The organism is Acinetobacter variabilis (assembly GCF_000369625.1).
Lineage (GTDB): Bacteria > Pseudomonadota > Gammaproteobacteria > Pseudomonadales > Moraxellaceae > Acinetobacter > Acinetobacter variabilis.
The window spans coordinates 1,358,528-1,380,148 of the sequence record NZ_KB850113.1; the positions used below are offsets into that span (position 1 = coordinate 1,358,528).

Genomic DNA, 21,621 nt, shown 5'->3' on the forward strand with positions numbered 1-21,621 from the left:
ATTTTGTAGACACCTTTTAGTTAGATAAAATGGCTAATTAACGAGGTGCTTATGAGCAGTAAACGATACCCTGAAGAATTCAAAATTGAAGCAGTAGAACAAGTCACTGAGAAAGGTCATAGTGTGGCTGAAGTTGCTACACGTTTAGGAACCACTACACATAGTCTGTATGCTTGGATCAAACGTTATGATCCACAGCAGCCCAAGACAACAGAATCTAGTGATCCAACTACAGAATTAGCGAAATTAAAAAAAGAGCTGCAAAGGGTCACTGAAGAAAGGGACATATTAAAGTGAAAGCACTGCTTTCACGCCGCTTCGCAAGCCAGTCCAAATGAGGTACGCCTTTATTCGGGACAACCAACATATATGGTCTGTTCGTCGTTTATGTTCAACGTTAGATGTTCATCACAGTGGTTATTACGCCTGGTTAAAGAAACCTACCAGTATAACTGCGAGGAAGCGGCAACAGCTTTCAGGATTAATTAAACAGTTCTGGTTGGAATCTGGCGGAGTCTACGGTTATCGCAAGATTCATTGTGATTTGAAAGACGTTGGCGAAAGTTGCGGTATCAATCGAGTACATCGACTCATGAAGGCGAATGGTCTCAAGTCACAGCGTGGCTATCGCAAACCTAGAGCTAATGTTAGTACTCCATCGATTGTGGCTCGAAATACTTTAGACAGACAGTTTAACCCCACCCAGCCCAACCAGTTGTGGGTGACTGACATCACTTATATTCGCACTCATGAAGGATGGCTGTATCTTGCAGTAGTAATCGACCTATTCTCACGGCTAGTCGTTGGCTGGTCTATGAAGACGAGAATCACAACAGATCTGGTTTTAGATGCTCTACTGATGGCTTTGTGGCGAAGAAGCCCAAAGAACAAAGTCCTGATTCATTCTGATCAAGGTAGCCAATACACCAGTCATGAATGGCAGACATTTCTCAAGCATCACAACCTTGAAAGCAGTATAAGCCGGCGTGGAAACTGCCATGATAATGCTGTTGCTGAGAGCTTCTTTCAGCTGTTAAAGCGAGAGAGGATCAAGAAGAAAATCTATGTGACAAGAACTGAAGCAAGGTCGGATATCTTTGAATATATAGAGATGTTCTATAACTCAAAACGCAGACATGGTTCCAATGGTCAGCGTTCTCCATTAGATTATGAAAAGGCCCATCAAAAGATGGTTATGTGTGTCTAGAATTTTGGTGGCTATTCAAATTTTACAGGTCATTCCACCTCGAGATTTACCTATAGACTGTTTGAAAGTCCCCCTTTTGCACCTTGGCCATGTCGATGAACTTTAACAATCGTTCCATCAATCATGGCGTATTCCAAATCAACATCTTCATTTACAGATGCAAAAATAGTTTCAAATACACCAGCTTTCACCCAGTCACGGTATCTTTTAAAGACGGTATTCCATTTACCAAAATGAGGAGGTAGATCACGCCATGGACTGCCTGTACGCAGTTTCCATAAGATCACTTCCATGATATTTCTACTGTTTTTTGAACGGTAGCAACCATGTAATCGCATAGTATTTTGAATTTGCTGCCAAATATTTTCGGTAAGAAGAGTGCGTGCCATTGAAAATATGGAAATAAAAATAACTCAAAGAAAATTTTAAGAATTTAAAACCAATTCTTCAAATGAGGACACGACCTAAGCTTTTTAGACGTTAGTCATAAAAGTAGTTCTTGCTCCCAACTCTGATTGATTAATATTTAATCTTAATGGGGGTTATTTTTTCATCATTATGGTCATATCTGTTGAAATTTTAAGAAATTTTTCATATATTTATTTTGCTTAAAAATTATCTTATAGGTAAAAAAATGTCCAATAAATTAGATCTAAGTTTTGAAGTTGTTCGTCCTGATATTCATGCTAGTAGAGAATATACAAAAACATGTTCTGGAGGGGTGAGTGATTGTTGTACACGTACTTGTACACGTATTACTGATGACTCTAACTCATCATTAGATGCTTGGGAACAATACCTAGAAGTTAACGAAGGTATTCTCCAGTACTGATCCTAAGTTATTAAAAAGTAGAACCTAAATAGGAATATTTAGGTTCTACTTTTATTTTAAGAGTAGCCCTCGATGTTAAATAAGTTTTTCAAAATTCAAGATACAGTTGATGTTTACATTAAGGATTTAGAACAAGATGGAAAAGTAATAATTACTTTTCATAAGATGACAACTAGACAAAGAGTCGAAATAATTACCAAAAAAAATGTTGCTGAATTCTTAGCATTATTGGATGGTAAAAAATCTGTAATTGAAATCCTAAATAAACTTGGCAAGTTTTCGAGTGAAGAAGCAGAAAAACTTATAACTTATTTATCAAATGAACATTTATTAACAGATACTTCTTTAAATATCGATATTGATCATCGCTATGATCGTCAAATTAATTACTTCGATGATATGATTCTTGATCGCCGAGGATCAGAAACTCAAAAAATTTTAGCGTCAAAACATATTGTGTTTCTAGGGTGTGGTGCAATAGGATCGACAATTGCTGAAATTTTAGTTAGAGCTGGAGTACAATCCTTAACATTAGTAGATTTTAAAAAAATTACAAAAAGCAATATAGATCTTCACCTATTTGCGACAGAAGAAAATATTAGCGAATCAAAAGTTCAAGCCTTAGCAAAATATTTAACAAAGATTAATCAAAAAATAAGAATCAAAACTTTTGATGAAAAATTACTTCCAAATACAGATTTATCAAGATGGATTGATAATAAAGTAGATCTAGTTATTAATAGCTGTGATGAACCTTATATTGGGCATACCTCATTAAAAGTTGGTAGATATTTACAGAATTTTAAAATACCACTATATGTTGCCGGAGGCTTTGATGCTCATCTTATGAGTTCAGGAGAGCTAATTAATCCTCCATTTACCCCATGTATTGATTGTTCACAACAAACCTTTACTAAAGCGTTAGAAGGTTGGAAACCCACTTATAGTCATATAAATACTTCCAATGTAATTGTAGAAAACAATCAATTTGATTCTGAAAATAACTACACAGTAGGTGGAGCTGGAGGACTGATTATGATGAGTAGTTTTTCAGCAAATCTTAGTTGTATAAAAATACTACAATTCCTATGCGAAGATTCATCTTTCGATCATAAACCTATTAGATATGAATATTTACCCAATAAGGGAGTTATGACTGAATTTGTATTGACGCGCCAGGAGGAATGTAATGTCTGCAACAAATAATCTTAGATTTCGTCAAAGTATAGGTGTAATCTCCAAAGCAAACTCTGTAGAGTTCTTTAGAGCTAATATAAGAGAAAGCCTAATTTTAAAGATGGATAGTAATAAAATTCTGGAATTATTACAAAGTTTTAATGGTAACAATTCGCTTAAAGATATTTGTAATAAAATGAATTTTATAGATCTAGGACAATTAGAAACTCTAAGTAATTTTCTAAAAGAAGAATTTATTCTGATTGAACAAGATCTACCCTATTCTCTTAGCCTAACAAAAGATAATTATAGATTAATAAATATATTAGAGGATTACTTTCACTCAACTAGCGAAGTTATCAATGCTATTGAAAATTTAAAAAAATCCAAAGTCATGATAATTGGTGTAGGTGCAGTAGGAAGCTATATTGCTACATATTTAGCAAAGGTAAAAGTAGGAAAATTTATTTTTGTTGATTCCGATACAGTAGATATAAGTAATTTACATAGACAGTATTATTTTGAAAAAGACATAGGTGAAAAAAAAGCTGATGTTTTAGCTGAGCATCTCAAAAAAATAGACAAAAATATTGAAATTAAAACCATTCATAACTTATTGGATGATAATTTTTTCAAACTGAATAGTTTAGATGAAGATATAGATTTAATTATTAATTGTGCCGACCAACCAAGTGTTGATTATACAAGCAGATTAGTTGCAAAATATGCAATGAAAAATAATATTCCACATATAGTGGGCGGTGGTTATAATCTTCATCTAACATTAATAGGACAGACAATAATCCCTAATTTAACTGCATGTTTTAAATGTTTTGAAAAAGCATTACACGAAAAAAATCTTATTGATTTAAAAGGTATAAAAAAATTACATCGTGAAGGAAGAAAATTAGGATCCTATCCACCACTTTCAGGTCTTGCCTCTACTCTCGCTGCTTTAGATGCGTTTAAAGTATTAATTAAAAAATATGAGTATTTACAGCAATCAAACCGACGTATTGAATTTAGTATAGAAAAAAATAATTTTACTATTAGAGAAATACCAAAAGATCCAAATTGCGAATGGTGTGGAGTAAGTTAATATGAAATTTATTGAAATCAATGGTATTACTACACATAATTTAAAGAATATTGATCTCCATATTGAAAAAAATAAAATAACAGCAATTTATGGGAGATCAGGTGCTGGTAAAAGCTCGTTAGCTTTTTCTACTCTTTACAATTTGTGTAAAGATGAATTTGATTCTCTTGAAAATGGGTTCCCAGAACAAGGAGACTACATATTAGAATCATATTCTGGAATAATACCTTCAATATCAATCAATCAAAATAATTTTAATGTTAATCCTAAGTCAACAATTTATAGTTATCTCAGATTTCCCAACTTATTAAGCAATAATGATAAAAATTTAATTCCAGAATATCGTTATTTAAAAATAAATTCTCCTTACAATACATGCAAACAATGTAATGGCCTAGGCTATGAAATAGAAATTGAGCAAAATAAACTTATAGATGAAGAATTAACCCTATCTGAAAAACCATTTTTATGCTGGAAAAACGGATCTCTTTCAAATTATTATAACAATTTATTATTAAAATTTTGTAAAGAAAAAGAAATCCCTATTGATATACCATTTAAATTTTTAACTGAAGATCATAAAAACTTACTTCTATATGGAAAAAGTGATCATAAAATCAAATTCAGTTTTAAACATAATGGAAAGATAAAACAGAAATTAGCTTATTATATTGGTGCTTTTGAATACTCTAATTCTTTAATCAATGAAATAAAGAACTCTTCACTACCAACTAAATATAAAAAGTGTAATAGCTGTAATGGTTCAAAAATAGATTTAAACCTGTACAAGGACATTAAGGTTTTTGGACTTGATTTTTCATTATTTTTAACAATTCCAATTTCCGATATAATTAATTTTATTGAAAACAATCAAATTAAAGTTAATGATAATTTTTTACGTACTATAAAATCCATTAATGATATGGGGCTTGGATATTTAAGTCTTAATAGATCTATACCAAGTTTATCAGGTGGAGAACTGCAAAAAATAAATTTTAGCCGACTCCTTAATTCTGATATTTCAGGTATTCTTATTATTATCGATGAAATATCATCCCAATTAGGGAAATCTGATTTTCCTTTAGTCCTTGATAAAATCAGAAAACTATCAAAGAGTAATACTGTTGTTTTAGTTGAACATGAGCAATATTTTATTGATGCAGCAGATCACAAAATCCATATTGGTAAAAGTGCTGGAAAAAATGGTGGATACATATGTGATGATGAAATCATTAAACCATTTCTTTTCAAAAAAGAAAAAAATACCATTCAGAATTTTTTCCACTTTACTAATTTAAATAAAAATAATATAAAAAATCAGAATGTTAATATTCCCCAAAATTGTCTAACTTGTTTTGTAGGTGTTTCTGGTTCAGGGAAGTCTTCTTTAGCAAAAGCAATCAATGATTTAGGAAACTCTTACTATATTAGTCAAAAAGTTTCTAATTACTCAACAAGATCAATTCTTTGCTCAACAATAAAATTAAATATTCTTATCGCTGAATATTTTTCTAACAAGTCTAATATAGCTGTTGATAAATTTCTGCCTCATAAACTAGGTGGATGCCCTAATTGCCAAGGTACAGGAACAATCAAATATGAAAGAGGATTTGAAAAAGATATATATTTAACATGCCCAGTTTGCGACGGTAAATTATTTAATATTTCAGATCAAGATATTGTGAATACTATGGTTGATGATAAAAATATTATTGACATATATCAAACAGAAATTAAAGAGTTACTTAATTACTTCGATGATAAGAAAATTACTAACATCCTCAATGTAATGGACCGCCTATGCCTTGGTCATCTGAATTTGAGTAGAAAAACTCAGACTCTTTCTGGTGGTGAATTAAGACGTATAAAACTATGTGAATATTTATCCAAACAAAGAAATACCGATAAAATTTTAATTATTGATGAACCTACTGCTGGATTAGATCCTGAGACCTCCTCTAGTATTGCCAGTTTCCTGTATGAAAAATCTTCAAAATTTGGAGCTATAATTATCATTGAACATAAAGAAGAAGTTATTCAATATTGTGATTATAAAGTAATAGTTGGCCCAGGCTCAGGATTATTGGGTGGGAAAGTTCTCAAACAAATAAACTCTTTAGAATCTCTTCCACACTAACCTTTTACTTCCCCATATTTTTTAATGACTAAAGATTACTACTGTAATCTTTAGTTAGGTAAGTGTCCGCTAGCGAATCCATTTAAATACAAGCTAGTACAATTAAACAATTAACAAATCTTTGTCGATGTCACTTTCCGCACTCATTTCAGATTCGTCATCTACCCACACTTTGTGTTCTACATCTTGAATTAAGCTACTCATTCCATGTGTAGGTTTTATACCCATTGCATCAAGTTTTTCCTTTAATGACATAATCATATTTTCACGTTCAATGGACCAACTCGATGCAAAGCATCTCCAGAATGTCCATCCTGCGCGTTCTAAAGCACGTTGACGAGTCATGTCATCATGCCATTGTTCTGGCCCATGATAGCTATCACCATCACATTCAACAGCCAAACGCTGATCACCATCTGACTCAACGACTAAATCGATTCGATAGCTTCCAACCTTAATCTGTGGAGTAACTGTGTAACCCATTTCATGAAGTGTCGTAAATACAGATTTTTCAAACTCCGATTCACACAAGTCTAATTTTGCTTCAAATGATGCTTTTTGATCTTCTTGCAAATCATAAAAATGATTGAGTAAATTCAGCCTTAGATCTTTTGGAGATATATGATCACGACTCACGGAATGGACGAGATACATCCGTTCACGAGCACGGCTTGCAGCTACGTTGAATCTCTGTTCATGATCGGATCGACTCAAAGCATGACAATTCTGAGGATCTGCTACCATAGATAAGAAAATAATATCTCTTTCTGCACCCTGAAATGCTGAAGCATCCCCACAAGCAAATTGAACTTGGGTAAGAGTACCTGCACCAAATTCATTCAAAGCTTCTGATTGAATGAACTCAGCCTGCGCCGGTCCCAACAATGAGATCACACCGATTGATCTATTCGTGTATCGTTCATCTTTAAGAAGGAGTTTCATTTCCTCAATAATTGCTTTCGCTTCTATTCGATTAATATGTTTGCTATTTTTAGATTCTCTATACCCCTGCGGTGTATAAATTGCGACTAAAGCTGGACTTAACTGCTCAGATTTCTTCGATAATCGCATTGGCTTAATACGGTTACCATAAAAGTTTTTATTGCTGTAACTAATGATCGCAGGATGACAGCGGAAATGCTCTAGAAGCATCACACTTGACTCATAGATAGAAGAAGCCATGTCGTATAAAGACATATCTGGTGTTAAATATGCAGCATGTGGCTGACCATGTAGATAACGATTTCTTAATACATCAATTTGAGCACTTGCTAGACCGACATTACTCGGAGAAACTTGTTTATTATCCCCCACTACTAATAATTTTTTAGCACGCATTAAAACAGGTAATACGTCAATTGATGATTGTGATGCCTCATCCACAATCACTAAGTCAAAGAGGCCTAATTCAGCAGGCATAGATTCAGATACCTGAAGATGTGACATGACCCAGCAAGGAATAGCTGCTGTTGCCTCTTTAAGGGCTACTTGAGCATCTTTTCTATAACGTGGAGCATTCTTACCTGTCCCTTTTCCATAGTGTTGTACAGCAATTTTATAACGCTGTAATGCAACTAAAATTTTATCTGAGGCATTTTCCTTTAATGCCAGCCATGTCTTGTTTGCTGCCAATTGAGCATAATTTTGTGATAGATTCTTCTCGTGAATACGACGGCGCTCATACAAATTTTCAATTTGACCTGTATTACTAATGGCCATTACAAAAATCTCAAGACGTTTCCATTCCCAAGCCTCTATCAATGTATTACGTAATACAGGATCCTCAATTTCTTCAGCGTACGGAATTTCAAGAATGTCTTTACTAACAATCAAAGCATTTGTTTTACTCAATCTAATACTGGCGGATTTAACTCTTTCAAAATCTTCAGTTAGATCTTTTAAATGTGATAATTTTTTTAATAGATCAGCATACTCTCCAAGTTCACTTTCATGTAATGAATTGGAATCAATCTGAGATACAATTTTTCGTAACTGATTTGATATCTTATTACCAAACTCTGATAAATAAAGGATTTGATCAGCCAGTTGTTGTTGATAGACTTCTAAATTAAATATTTTTAACTTCTGCCCTAACAATTGAATCAAGTCATCAATATTTTTAGGTAATCCATAGAAATCAAAAGATTTAGCTCTCTTAAAAACTTTTAAATAATTCGCATTAAATAGATCCAAATATTTATTTTTTAAATCTAGGCATTTTTGGGTTCTACTGATGAGCTGCGTGAACTCTTTTAATATTTCATCGATATTACGATTATTTAACTCAATTAAAGGAATGTCTAATTGTGCGGCAATACTATTCCATTTGCTCATAAAGATGCTAAGAGTCTGCTTTCTATCAAGATATTCTTTAAGTCTTTTCCATTCATCTGATGTATCAGGATATTTTCCAGAAACTTTAATTGACTTAAAAAGGTCTTGTAATTCAGCAGTACCAAAATGATACCAATTAAATGGCTTACCTGTATCAACAGCACGTTGAACAGCTTGATATTCTTTTGAGTTTGGTTGTATCTCAAAATTCAGCTCTATGGGATCAATTAGTAGCGTTTTCCTGTATTCCAATAAAGGCTGAACTTCTTGAATAAGGTTACTATAGATATCAAGTTCCATAGCCTTATCTTCTGCATTTATCTTCTTGAAATAGCTCAATAACCATGGTTCTGCATGATCAAGAACAAAGTTTAGATCTTCTAGATAAATCTTTAACCAATCTCTTAGCTCATTAATTTCTGATTCAGAAATAGTTTCCTTGAAATTATGTAGGTCATTTTGCTTTAAGAATTCCTCAATCTCATCTTTTTCTTTTAAGAACTCACTTAATTTCTTCAGACTCGCCGAATCTAACAGCTTTTCAGGAGCTGGCAGAGGACCATAATTTATGTATGGTAAATCTGTACCGATTTTCTTTCTTGAGTCTCTCAATTGAATCAACTCAATCTGGGAAAAAGGAAACTGGTCTTTTTCCTCCAAAGTTAATTGGTCGGTAAACCATTCGTAAGATACCCTACTTTCTAATACCGTTTTCACGATATCCATAGGTAATTTTTTATTACCATCTACCTCAATATTCTGATAATGCTTTTCTGCAAAGTTATATATTTCTCGATCAATCAAAGCCATTTCATGATGGTTATGATCTATTTGTTGTTTTAGAACTTCGATCGTTTTTCGAACTTCTGCAACATTCATCTGGGTAATTTTTTGCACAATCAAATCGATTGAAGATTCAAGCTGATTTTTACTTTCTTTGCTTGAACCAATGCGACTGACTACTAAAGGCTTTAATTCATCAGGAATCTTTTCATGTACTGTTTTAAGGACATGTGACTGCTGTGCAGTTACCAGTACTTTTTTACCATTCGCCAAATAGTGGCAGATAATATTGGCAATACTATGTGTTTTACCTGTACCTGGTGGACCCTGCACCACTACACCACTGCTGGTTAGCAGATTCTGGACAATAGTAATTTGTTCTTTGTTATAAGGCAGCGGGAAATAAAGCTCTTCAACTTTTGATCCGAATCCTTCAGTACCAGAACGCCCCCTAAAACTATAAGTCTCTTTTTGATTAATATCGCTTTTTAATTCTGTCACTAACGATAAAGGTTGTTCAGGTATAGCCACTGAAGGGTCATTAAGTTTAGTTTTTAATAACTCAATGTCATCACTTAAAATAGAATTCCTTTTAGGACGACTAAACAATACTGATGTTAATGTCACCGCTAGACTTTTAGATGGTATAGCCCTATTTTCTGCCTCAACAATTGCTCCTTTTGAAAAAATATTCGCGACGAAGGCATCAACTAGATCAGAGTAAGTTTCGCCTTCAAATAGGCGTAATGAGCGACCATTATTTAAGTTTTCTTTTAAAGCTAATTTTACTTGTCCTGAAGTAGGTAGATCATCCTCTAATAAGATGGCATCCATTTCTATATTGGCACGTGTATCTTTGGCACCTACACGTATTAATCCATTTTTTTCTATCTCCATTTCTAATGGGATAGTCATAAGAGGATATGAGTAAGATTTTTGAGTCGTTGGAAGTACCCAGTCAACTAAGCCAAAGCCTGCAACAATTTCTTCACCATCACCTGTTCCACCTAAATTAATCGCTGTATTCCATGAGAATAACTTATCGTAAACAACAATAGATTTTTTAATCTCATCGTTATTTTGTTTCCAATCTTCCCAAATATTTTGATAGCTTTCGAATTCTTTGAACAGCTCCTGAAGTATGTCAATTTTAGTAATCAAATCACATGCCGCGCTACTGTAGGGCAAGCGGAATTGATGAACTTTTTTGAAAGATACAATCTTATTTAAACTAGAAAAATTAACAGTGGGTTCTTTTTCGGCATCTACATGAATGTAGGAAGAGAGTATTTCAGATGGTTTCGGCATCGATTGAAGCTGTAATCGTTCAATTTGGAACCACCAATCGTCATCATTCAGAATTTTTAAGCCACGAAGTTTTTCTAGATCATGAGAATAAAATCTATTACCACTCATTTCATATTGAATTTTTTGAGTATCCTCAGCTTGATGAGATACATAATCCAACAATTGAATCAGTTTATTTTTAACAATATCATTTAATTCAAGTTCAGAGTTCATCATTGGTCTTTCTAATTTTTTAACTGACGGAATTATAGCTAAAGACCAGCAAAAGGCTTCATCTTGTGAAAATATATCTTGATTTTGATATAAAAAAGCATTCACTTCTTTCTTTTCAATACCAAGAGTTTTGGCAATTTCTCTAGCAGTAAGTTTGGGCTGTTTAACCAAAATAGCTGTTATTAAATCCTTCATGTGATTCATATTTCCTAATCATTTCAAAAGCTTTTCTCTTTAACTGATTTATACAGAATCAATTCAATCCACCCCTAGCCCCTTAAACACAGCATCTACCGGATCTGCATAGAAGCTGGTCTGGAACTTGGTAAACAGTTCCACAGGAATCGTTGGGATATCTGCGGCACTACTCATTGGCAAAGCAACCTTCTTGGCACCCGCATCAAAAGCAACTTGCAAACATTCGGCAATACTCTCCACCGGTGTCACAGAACCACCCAAGCTCATATCACCCAGTACCACCATCTGACTTTGTACCGATCGTCCTAAGAGGCCAGAAGCAAAAGCCACTAAACTTGGCAAGGCAAGATGGCTGAGCGGCCCGGTATTCTGTAACTCCACCACATGTAAGTGGAAGTCATGTTCCAGCACCTTACTGCCCCCCGAGATCCGAGAGGAGTTGGCCTTGAAGTAATCAAAAGCAATCTTGACCTGTTCTTTGGCACTGCTTGAATTCCATAAGCCAGATGTCGCCAATTTTCCTGAACCTTTAGTGACTTGCAGTTCTAAGCGGTATAAGCCTGGCATGCCCTTATTACTGAGGCCAATGGTATACAGGAAGCCTGGTTTAGCAGGCCCTTCGGGAATCAGTCCGCCACCACCCTGCTCTTTGACTGAGACAAAATGTTCTTCGAGCGTCTCATTATCAATGTAGCTGAAATGAACATCATAGAATTCCATGCCACCAATTTTCTTCAGCTGCTCTTTGACCCGACGGCGTACCTGCAGCGCATATTCCAGACACTGGCGTACATCTTCTTTATTAAACTGACCGTGTGGGTAGAGCAACTTCATCAATCCAGAAACCGTCTTGCGAACGGCAATCACATCACGCTGATTCAAGTTATTTCCGAGTTTGAAGTACTTCTCAATGGCATCCGCAAAACTACGCTTACGCATTTCCCTGAAGAATTCAGCTAGATAATCAACGATTAGACCATAACGGTTGGTGAAGAACTCCGGACGCATTTTTGGAATTTCCCAACCTGGGATATAGGCATGAAAACGATCGAAGAATGCCGAATCGATCATTGCTTCAGGGAACGGCGCCAAGAGATGGCTGGTTTTAACCAGAGATTCAACGCTTTGGTTAATGTTACCCACAAAAACCATCGAAGCAGAGGCTTCCATCTGTTCCCGGCCACGCGCAAAAGATCCTGAGGCCATGTAGTCTTTCATGATCTGTACGCCATCTTTGTCCTTAAAGGAAATACCGGCAACTTCATCAAAGGCCACCACATCCCAAAGACCAACCAGACCAATACGGCGGCTACTCATGTTATAGAACAGGTTGGCCACGGTGGTTTGCCCACCAGAGACTAAAATACTATTCGGTGAACACTCTTTGTAAATATGGCTTTTCCCGGTACCGCGTGGTCCCAGTTCACAGACGTTATAGTTATTTTCAACGAACGGAACCATACGCGCTAATAGGTGCCATTGCACGTCCTCTTTTAGCGAAGCCGGTTCCATGCCGATCGAACGAATTAAACTCTCGCGCCACTGATCAGTGCTTAATGCTGCTCTGCCACTGAAGAGTTCATCCATATTCATATTCGGCATTTGAATAGGCTTGAGTAAGCTCACCCCAAATGGAGAATTGGTTTGTCCTTCTTCAAAATAATAACTGAGCGTAGCAATGACCCAGATACCACCAACAAGTAATTTTTCATACTCTTTGACGATGCCTGCTGAGATTTCGGCATCTTTGATGCCCAGATTACTAAATGATGCTTCGTATTTGTCCTTACGCTCATTCAGCTTTACGGTCACCCGATCAATGACCTTATAACTGCCCCGTTCACGAACCAGGGATTTCACCTTCTCAGCTTCATCAGGTCGTACATAGTTCTCTGCTAGAACCGTCTTTACGTTACGTAGTCCCTGCTCAATGATCTCTGGATCATCCGAGGCACAGTACATTCCCAGCAGGTATTCGAGTACATAGACCGGGACATTGGCCCCTTCTTTGATCAGTTTAGTCAGATCCTTACGTACCACCCGCCCAGCAAAGTGTTCATTCAGCAGCTGATCCAGTTCTTTATCGTTAGCAGATTCCATGTAGGCTACGCTCTATCGTTAATTCGTTATTAGAAGAAGTCATCGGTAAATGCCAAATCAATGGTGACCTTATAGCGTTGCATCTCGATATTCAGGTCTTTGTCCTTCAGTACCAGGAAGTAATCTTTCTTACGGTCAAAATCAGTGCCAGACAATGACAGCCTGACCTGCTTGACCCGATCGGCAACAGAGTCGGTACTGCTATCAAAAGTCAAAGTTTCTTCACTGGAAACTTTAAGATCCCCATCATAAATGGCAATCGATAAAGTCACTGGCATGACCAGCTCACTGACAGCTTCAGTTTGCATCAAATCAAACTTCTGGATGTTATTGACCATCTTCAGCGTGGATTTGGTAGAAATGACCTCAACTTTACGCTTGGTGCGCTGTCCAGCCTTTTCACCACGTAGCTGTTTTACCGTTAGTACAGGCACTACGATTTCCTGAGGCATGATGCCGCCATGCACGAAACGTGAGCCTCCTACAAAATGGAAACGGTTCGCCCCTTTTGGAATCCAAAAATCAGTCGCAGATAATGTGCCTGCCGTAGCTTGGGTTGAGCCTTTCCAGGCTTCCTTGCTCTCTGGTAAACCATGCCCAATCACATAGCGTTTTTTGCTCTTCAATGTATTGGTAGGTTTTTCAGTCAAGCTTGAACGATCCGCAGATTCCAGTTTACTTTGCTGGAACAAGAAGCCATGGTCGGCTGTAATCAACAGGGTAGAAATATTGAAGTGCATTAAGATTTTGCGGCTAAGTTCGGTCAGCTCTTCAATAGCATGTTCCACAGCCATAAAGGTTTCTGATTCTGTCGAGGCGCTGTCACCGCGTGCATCAATCACGTTGTGATAAACGTAAATCAGCTCATGGTCTTTCAGCGCTTCACGGCCTTCATCACGCGACCAACCTTTTACCGTTTCAGCGGTAACCGCCAATCCATTATAGGCAGCCAGAATTTTGGATCGTGCTGCAGTCCCTTTGCTGGACTGTCCATCTACTAAAACATCATCCCCTGCGGCCTCTTTGTACTCCAAAGTCTGATGCGGCAATAACGAGGCCATGCCCAGTGTGGTGTAACTTGGGACAACGCCCAGCTGTGAAGACAAGGTCGCTTCGGAATAACGCTTTTCATTAATACGATCACGCAACTCTACCGCAGCTTCATAGCGGAAAGCATCACTGATAATTACCACAATACGGCGTTTCGTTGCAGAATTGAGTAAGGGTCTGACGTGGGTATCGTAGAAGTTCTGCTGGTTTGGGATATCTGCCACTTTCCAGACATTCAAGCGTTGCTCAGCTTCAATCCGCTCTCCCCAGTTTCGTGCCAAGTGGTCAATAAACCAGTAGGAATAGCAATTTTCGACTTCTTCATCGAGTTTTTTCAGGATATCGACATGAGCGCGTTGAGAAGCAGCACTGTAGTGGCGATAGGCCATATCAAAGCGATACAACTCATGCTCGTAGGCATTATACAAGGCTTCACTGGAGTCGAAATAGAAACCGGCATCAAACTGCTGTCGCAGGCTGAACAGGTCAATTGCTGCCTGCAACGCTGTATAGACGGTACGGTATTTACGGCGGGTTGCATCGTCCTTATGTTTGGACGCCCAATAGCCATCCAGACGGGTAGAAATAACCGTTCTGAAATGTTCCAGTTCAGCTTTGGCTGCTGCAGGGATATGACTGGCCAAATCAACAATGATCTTTTGTTCAATCACTTCAAAGGTCATGACATCGAGCAGCTGCTCCAGATCAAAAGCCCCGACCTTTTCTTGGATCCGCAGTGCATTGGCCACGGTGTGGGAGAGTGTATCGAAGGTTGGGTAGTATTTGGAGCTGTCTCTCCAGCGCGACAAAAAGGCTCTGGCCGTGGCACGGGAGCTGACGGATGACATCACCAGTTCCTGAGCCCATAGAGGTATATCGCCCAGGCTTTCACAGAAACCTGTAGTCATCAAACGGATAAAGAACGTACCGAGCTTGAATGGTGCTTCCCCATTCAATTCTTCAACCGATGCTGGATAACCAATTTCCGCCTGTAATGCTGTGACTAAAGCTGGCACCAGTTGGAATTTTTCCAGTTCAGCAAAGGATTCTGGATTGACTTCCAGATCTAGGTTCTGCTGTACCATTTCATCTGCCAGCGCCAGAACAATATGCATCAGCTCGGCACTGTCGGCCTTGACCACAGCCGCAATCATGGCCATATCCAGATCCTGTGCATCTGCATCAGGCTGGATATAGCGTTTTAAGGTGCTCAGACGCGCTTTGGCTTTGAGGAACTCTTCACGTTTGGCCAGATGTTCTCTTAGACTCTGCTGCTGTAAACCCAGCTCATTGAAAATAATCGAGAAACGATCGGCATAGAAGCTGCGAGAATACAGCTTGATGTCCAGTAACCAGTCTTTTTCGATTTCAGGCTCAGCACTTGGGAAATACAGCAAGTATTTGCCCTGCTGATCTTCAAGTTCCAGTTTAAGCTTAATCGCAAGGCTGGATTCGTCTGCCATATTCAGAATCTGGACATCATTTAGCTCTAGGGATTTGATTTCTTCAGTAAAAGACTGTTCAGCATCGTACCAGAAGACGATTCGGTGTTGTTCAGTATAAAAGGCTTGTTCCAGACCTTGTTGTAGTTGACCTAGATTCATGCAACTACCTCTTTTTGATCTTGAGGAACAAATATCTGGATACTATCAAGGTGAAGTAGTTTTCGTTTAAATGCTTCATCTCCTAATTGAACGTCCCATCTTTCCTCCATAAAACGAAGTAGCTCTAGACCTCGTTCTAAGATTTCTTGTGGTGTCCAATCATTCTTAAGATTGACTTCATTTTCCGAAACAGATCCATTGTAATATCCAATACCTTCGTCATTATTTTTCTTTAAATCAAAACTGTCATTTTGTAATGAAGAATTTTTTGAACGAGATAATGGCAATAAGTTACCTAAAGAATGTGTAAGCCATTTTCGTTGTTGCCCATCAAGATGGCCAAATTTACTAACCCAGTATGGATCTGTATCTTTTTGTGGATAGATATGCTCTAAAGTTACATAACCCTCCAAGCTTTCAGTAAACTCATTCCACATTAATTTGGTTGTAGGATTCTTTCCTTTCTCTTTGAGATAATGTTCATATTCATAAAGGAAATAACGAATACCCTTCCATGAGTAGAATCCATCCCTAAACTTGTATTTGTCTTCGATATAAGTGAAATAGTTATGTGGATCAAAGAATCGTGTGATTAATCCCTCTATTGAATTAATCGTTGCATCGATTGTGTTTCTCCCCGTTAAAAGCTCACGTGCTAAACCATAAATTGCTGAGTCTCCTGTATTGGCACGTCGTTGACTCAAACTAAATAAAGTAAAAGCAAACCGCTCTGCAACTTTCAGCAATTCAGAGATCTTGGTTGCAGGAGTATTGGTATTATAAGCAGCTAAGATTAGAGGTCTAAATGCATTAAAACCCAAACGTCCTAGTCGATCTAGCCATAATTGCTCATCATCAGAAAGATTATTTGCTACTGGGAAATAAGGATTATGTAAATAGAACCAATTCATAACAGACTGTTGAAGACTTGCTACATAATCCTGAATCTCTTCAATTTTCAAGGTGTCCTGGGCATTTTTTGGATGCGTGATACAACGGGCATTAAATTTTTCATCCAGCAGGAATTTTTTATAATCATCCCCTTTATCACGACTGTATTTGAAATACATAATCCAATGATTTTTTAAGAACTCATCATCTGGCAAAGGTTTTTCAGGATTTTTACCTAGATACTCATAAATGGTTTTCCATGCATCATTGATATTTTTTCGAAGCTTAGAACGCCCCTGATTGTCACGATATAATGTCGACAGATAAATCAATCGGTTTTTCAGCAATTCCAAATTGGTTAAGGATTTGCCACGATTATTCATGGTTTCAAAAGTAACAAATACATCGATCTCATCATCAATTTCATACAAGTTAAAACGCAGTTTTTGCGTCAATTTTTTATATAAAACCGTGATTTCTTCAAAGCTCAGTTCCGCTAATTTTTCTTTAAAGAATTTCTTTGCATTGAATAAATTGCGTGTATACAGCGTTTCCTGCAATTGATTAGTATGAGACTGCAAACCAAAAATTTTAGTTCTTAAAAACTCATCACTTGGATTATCTTTTTCATAGCCAAAGATATAGCTTTCACGAATCCCATCAGTTGGCTTTCTTTGAACAAATTTGGCTTTTAAATCAGAAACAAACTGATTTGCGATACTTTTTCCTTCAGGAACAGTTTCAATAATCGCCTGTATTAAAATAATCGCTGTCGTTAATCGCTGCTGACCATCTACGACAAAGTAGGGCTTATAATCAAGATCATCAATCAGCCATTCATCGTCTTCCCACTTCGACCAAGTTTTACGGTCTACTGCTTCTAAGGTAATAACCCCCGTGTAATGAACGCGATCTGCTTCAAGTAAGGTTAAGTCTTCCCAGAAATCTTTAAGTTGTTGTTTACGCCAGGCATATCCCCTTTGATAGTCAGGGATCCGAATCAGTCGATTTTCAAAAATTTCATTTAGGCTTCTTAATTGCATTATTTTTCCCCAGTCACGGCTTTCACTTCAGCCAGCAAGTCCCCAAACTTGCCGTAGTTCACTTTCACCCCATCATCGAGATCTAAGCTAATACGCTGATCGGCATAGTGACATAATTTTTCTTCAAAACTACTGAGTTCAGCCTGTTGCTTATGCAAGTCTTGCAGTTTTTTCTCTATACGTTTGATTTCAGCCGCAGAGTCGCTATTTTCTTTTGCTGTTTCTAGAGAATTAGCATAAGCAGCCATTTTGGAAATCAGTGGCATCACGTATTCGGTACGCATACGCGCCAAGGTACTTTCGTTATAACGATGCAAATACACCAATGCTTGGAAAGCCCCCTGTTTACCACTGCTAAATAACCAATAGATTGGACGCTTTTTATAGGTCTGCATGTGGTCTTTATAGAACTTACTGGCTAAGTAACGGCGAATGGTATCTTCCGCTGTTTCACTGGCTTTTTTGTCCAAACTTTCTGCCAGCCAAAGCATATTGGCATCAAGTGTGTCTTTACCCCAAACCGCAGTTAAGAACTCTTGAATACGATGGGTGGCATCGTCTTCAAACCAGTGCATTTCGGTCAATGGAATAATACCGTCAGCATCGGCTGGGAATTTTTGATAACGACTGGTATCAAAGTCTTGATTGCCTGCATGGGCATAGATCAGACCTGGTTCGTCCAAGCTATAGCGACCCATCATGCAACCAATAGCATAAGAAACTAAACGCTGGCTGTCTTTTTCACGGTCGGCACGGGTCAGGGTAATTTGCTCGTCCGGTACATCTGGTGTGAGTTCATCCTGTAAGCCATAAGCCTCAATAAACAGCTTATTGTTTTCTTCTTCCAAACGTTTCATTTCAGCCACGGCGTCAGCATTTTGTTGCTGCCATGTATTAAAAGCTTGTTCTAAATTTGATTTTTGAGTACGAATAATCGGATTTTCAGTGAAATTCCATGAGATCTCGTAAGAGTCCCAATCATTTTTCGCTAGATTAATTAATTTATCTACAGAAACTTTTTTCGTAATTTCTTGCATATTTGGCATTGGTAATTTATTAAAATAACCGATATCAAAATGCATAGTAGGGCTAAGTATCTTGACCAAATCAGAACAAAACTTATTATTCAGAAAAAGTAAAAATTCTGCTTTTTCATCATTTTTAAAATCAAATACAGAGTGCGCAACATTCCCATGTATAAAACCACAAGGGTAAAAACGAAAGGCATTTGTAGAAGAAGTAACATCAGACCAACTTATTGATTCTTTGAAGTAATATTCAATATTTTGTGGTCGTGATCTTTGTTTTCCATTCTCATCACGATAATCTTTAATTTCAGAACCATCATTTTTCCAATTCACAACGTATTCTTGATTACCGTACCATTTACGGAATTCACCAGCTTTATTAAATGGAAACCATTTATTATCAGATTTTTGTGCATGCTCCCTATTTTTCATAGAGAATCCTATACTTTTATAATTAATTTCATGCCACAATTTCAAGAATAAATCATTGTTAGCAGTCGCTAACCCCTGTTTAGCGACAGAAACTTCTCCCATTGTTTTATTATCTGTAATGAGTTTAATAGTATTTAAACTTACCCAATATGCAACTGGACTTCCTGGAATTTTCTTAAAGTCATCTGGTTTAGCTTTAAAAAACCAATCACACAAAGGATTATTAATAGCTTCTAATGTTTTTGGTGCTTGATTTTCAGAACCCCTGAAATCAGATAAGCGGATATATGAACCTGTAAATCCAGTAATATGTGCTTTTGCTAGTGTAAATGTACAAATTGGAACTGTTGCTCCATCAAAACCAGAATATTCTAACTGAATCAAACTTGTGATTGTTGCATGATCAATAAAATGTGTACGCAAGTTCTCATAAGAAGAAATAAACATCCAAACGAAAGGTGACATAAAACCAAGCTGTCCACTTTCTTTGGTCAACTCTAGATTCCGCATCATGAAAGCTGAAAATAAATCTTTTTCATAACCATGGTAGTTATTTTTTAAATAGGTTTTAAGATTTGGATTTAAGTACTTATTACCCATATATGGCGGGTTAGCAATCACTGCATCATATTGTTTTGCTAAGAATTTTGCTTGTATAACGAGAGGAAATAATTTTTTAACAGCAGCTTTTTGTAAGGTATCTCCCTCAGTAACCAAATCTTGTAAGGTTTTCTGTAAATCAGCAAAGTCTTGTTCTTGGCTATCCATACAGATTAAAGAACCAAAAGTTTTGGCTTCTTTAAACTTTTCTATAAGTTCTTGAATCAAAGCATAACGTGCATCATTCTCAGGACTGTTTAAATTATTTTGGTCATTGCCAAATAGATCGACATGACTACCTTTTTGCCATGCTTGATTTAAGTTGAGATCTTGCCAAATTTGATCTGCATCTAGCTCCTGACTATTTTGCAACGCGATAATATTCAGCTTTGGTGGATTGCTAAATAAACGGCGGTCATCCTCACGTGCTTTCATCAGCAGCGCAAAACTGGCTAACTGTGCAGCACGGGTATCAATATCAATCCCGTAAAGGTTATTTTCCAGAATCAAACGTGGAATATCACGGCTGCGGTAACCACGTTCTAAGTAAATCGCTTTTAAGCAGTCATAGGCTTCCACCAGAATGTGCCCCGAACCACAAGCCGGATCGAGTACCGTAATGCTTTCAGGGTTTAAGGTATCGCCATCTTCACTGATCCGCACATCAATCAGCTGTTTCAGCTGTGCATTGACTTCATCGCTTTGCTCAGCCGGCTGAATATAGTATTCCCACTCACTGGCAAGCATACTTTCTGGCTGTGCCATCATCCATAGACGACCAACACTATTCTGCACCAAATACTTCACAATCCAGTTTGGGGTGAATAACTGTGTCGCTGCAGGAATGTCTTCACTCTTGACGACTTTACCAATCACCTGATCTTTCTTTTCAGAAATATAGAACTGATACAGCCAGCCAATAATCTGTACATCCGACCAGTCTTCTTCCGGAATGCTGCTCACCAAATCACGGATCAAGGAATCGGTTTTGGTTAAATTGTCAGGAAGTAACAGTTCTGACTCATCAGAAACCTGTTCAAATAAGAGTGGCATGACCTGATTCAACGCATGACACTGCGCCAATAACAGCTCCCGATACAGCTCTTCGTCTTTATTGCCATCCAGTTTGAGTTCAGCCACACGGCTGGCATCTAAACCTGGTAGGTCAATATCCAGGCATTCTTCCAGAATCTGTGGCAAGCCTGCACTGCCATCAGCACTACTCAACACACGGCGACCATGATCGAGTAAGCCTTTGCACTCCATATAACGAATCGCACAGAGACGGTTAAACCAACTGTAAGCGATATAATCAACCGTCTGCTCAAAACTGCTGGTTTGAATGCGTTTGATCAGCTTATCACGTGGTTTCATGACGGATAGCGGAAAAACCTGATCGCCAATCAGCAGCAAGTCGCCTTTCTGTTCTACAGGAAGAATAGCCTTTGCCGTGATGCCATATTTGGCGGCTTGCTTGCGCATCGCTGCGATAAAATCGTTACGTGCTTGCGGTGCGTATTTTTTAATATTACTGGTATTCATCTTTAAACCTTTAATTAATGACTGATGCCGATATCCCTAACCCG

Annotated in this window: 9 protein-coding genes and 1 pseudogene; 4 read left to right on the forward strand and 6 right to left on the reverse strand. The window is 37.3% G+C overall.

Features of this window, described 5'->3' with window-relative positions; genetic code table 11:
- Nucleotides 1-51 precede the first annotated feature (51 nt).
- Nucleotides 52-1,207 (forward strand): IS3 family transposase gene (locus tag F897_RS12195; protein WP_420864480.1). Its coding sequence is split into 2 segments (ribosomal slippage): nucleotides 52-294 and nucleotides 296-1,207, totalling 1,155 coding nucleotides; the frame shifts between segments, so codons are not numbered across the junction.
- An 18-nt stretch (nucleotides 1,208-1,225) separates the two neighbouring features.
- Here F897_RS12195 and F897_RS17530 read toward each other — a convergent pair.
- Nucleotides 1,226-1,545: pseudogene (locus F897_RS17530) on the reverse strand (IS5 family transposase); the annotation flags it as partial.
- A 566-nt stretch (nucleotides 1,546-2,111) separates the two neighbouring features.
- On the opposite strand from F897_RS17530, the gene F897_RS12205 reads away from it, so the two are divergent.
- Genes F897_RS12205 through F897_RS12215 form a run of 3 tightly spaced genes read left to right on the forward strand, consistent with a single transcriptional unit; the run spans nucleotide 2,112 to nucleotide 6,451 of the window.
- Nucleotides 2,112-3,245 carry a ThiF family adenylyltransferase gene (locus F897_RS12205; protein ID WP_005236262.1) on the forward strand — a complete coding sequence of 378 codons (1,134 nt, stop codon included), beginning with the start codon at nucleotides 2,112-2,114 and terminating at the stop codon, nucleotides 3,243-3,245.
- Nucleotides 3,229-4,314, forward strand: a complete 1,086-nt coding sequence (locus F897_RS12210; RefSeq protein ID WP_005236265.1) for a HesA/MoeB/ThiF family protein — start codon at nucleotides 3,229-3,231, stop codon at nucleotides 4,312-4,314. The genes F897_RS12205 and F897_RS12210 overlap by 17 nt, the downstream gene beginning before the upstream one ends.
- A gap of 1 nt (nucleotide 4,315) precedes the next feature.
- Nucleotides 4,316-6,451: an excinuclease ABC subunit UvrA gene (locus F897_RS12215; RefSeq protein ID WP_005236267.1), complete on the forward strand. Its 2,136-nt coding sequence runs from the start codon at nucleotides 4,316-4,318 to the stop codon at nucleotides 6,449-6,451.
- A gap of 102 nt (nucleotides 6,452-6,553) precedes the next feature.
- Here F897_RS12215 and F897_RS12220 read toward each other — a convergent pair whose 3' ends face one another.
- The 5 genes from F897_RS12220 to pglX form a co-directional block, all read right to left on the reverse strand.
- On the reverse strand, nucleotides 6,554-11,284 hold the full coding sequence (locus F897_RS12220) for an AAA domain-containing protein (RefSeq protein WP_005236269.1): 4,731 nt from the start codon (nucleotides 11,282-11,284) through the stop codon (nucleotides 6,554-6,556).
- Between the two features lie 63 nt (nucleotides 11,285-11,347).
- Nucleotides 11,348-13,387 carry a protease Lon-related BREX system protein BrxL gene (gene brxL, locus F897_RS12225; RefSeq protein WP_005236271.1) on the reverse strand — a complete coding sequence of 680 codons (2,040 nt, stop codon included), beginning with the start codon at nucleotides 13,385-13,387 and terminating at the stop codon, nucleotides 11,348-11,350.
- 29 nt (nucleotides 13,388-13,416) lie between these two features.
- Complete coding sequence (gene pglZ / locus F897_RS12230; protein WP_005236274.1) at nucleotides 13,417-16,041, reverse strand: BREX-1 system phosphatase PglZ type A; 2,625 nt, start codon at nucleotides 16,039-16,041, stop codon at nucleotides 13,417-13,419.
- Nucleotides 16,038-17,975 carry a DUF262 domain-containing protein gene (locus F897_RS12235; protein ID WP_005236277.1) on the reverse strand — a complete coding sequence of 646 codons (1,938 nt, stop codon included), beginning with the start codon at nucleotides 17,973-17,975 and terminating at the stop codon, nucleotides 16,038-16,040. The genes pglZ and F897_RS12235 overlap by 4 nt, the downstream gene beginning before the upstream one ends.
- Complete coding sequence (gene pglX / locus F897_RS12240) at nucleotides 17,975-21,577, reverse strand: BREX-1 system adenine-specific DNA-methyltransferase PglX (RefSeq protein ID WP_005236278.1); 3,603 nt, start codon at nucleotides 21,575-21,577, stop codon at nucleotides 17,975-17,977. Before pglX ends, F897_RS12235 begins: the two co-directional genes overlap by 1 nt.
- Between the last annotated feature and the right edge of the window lie 44 nt (nucleotides 21,578-21,621).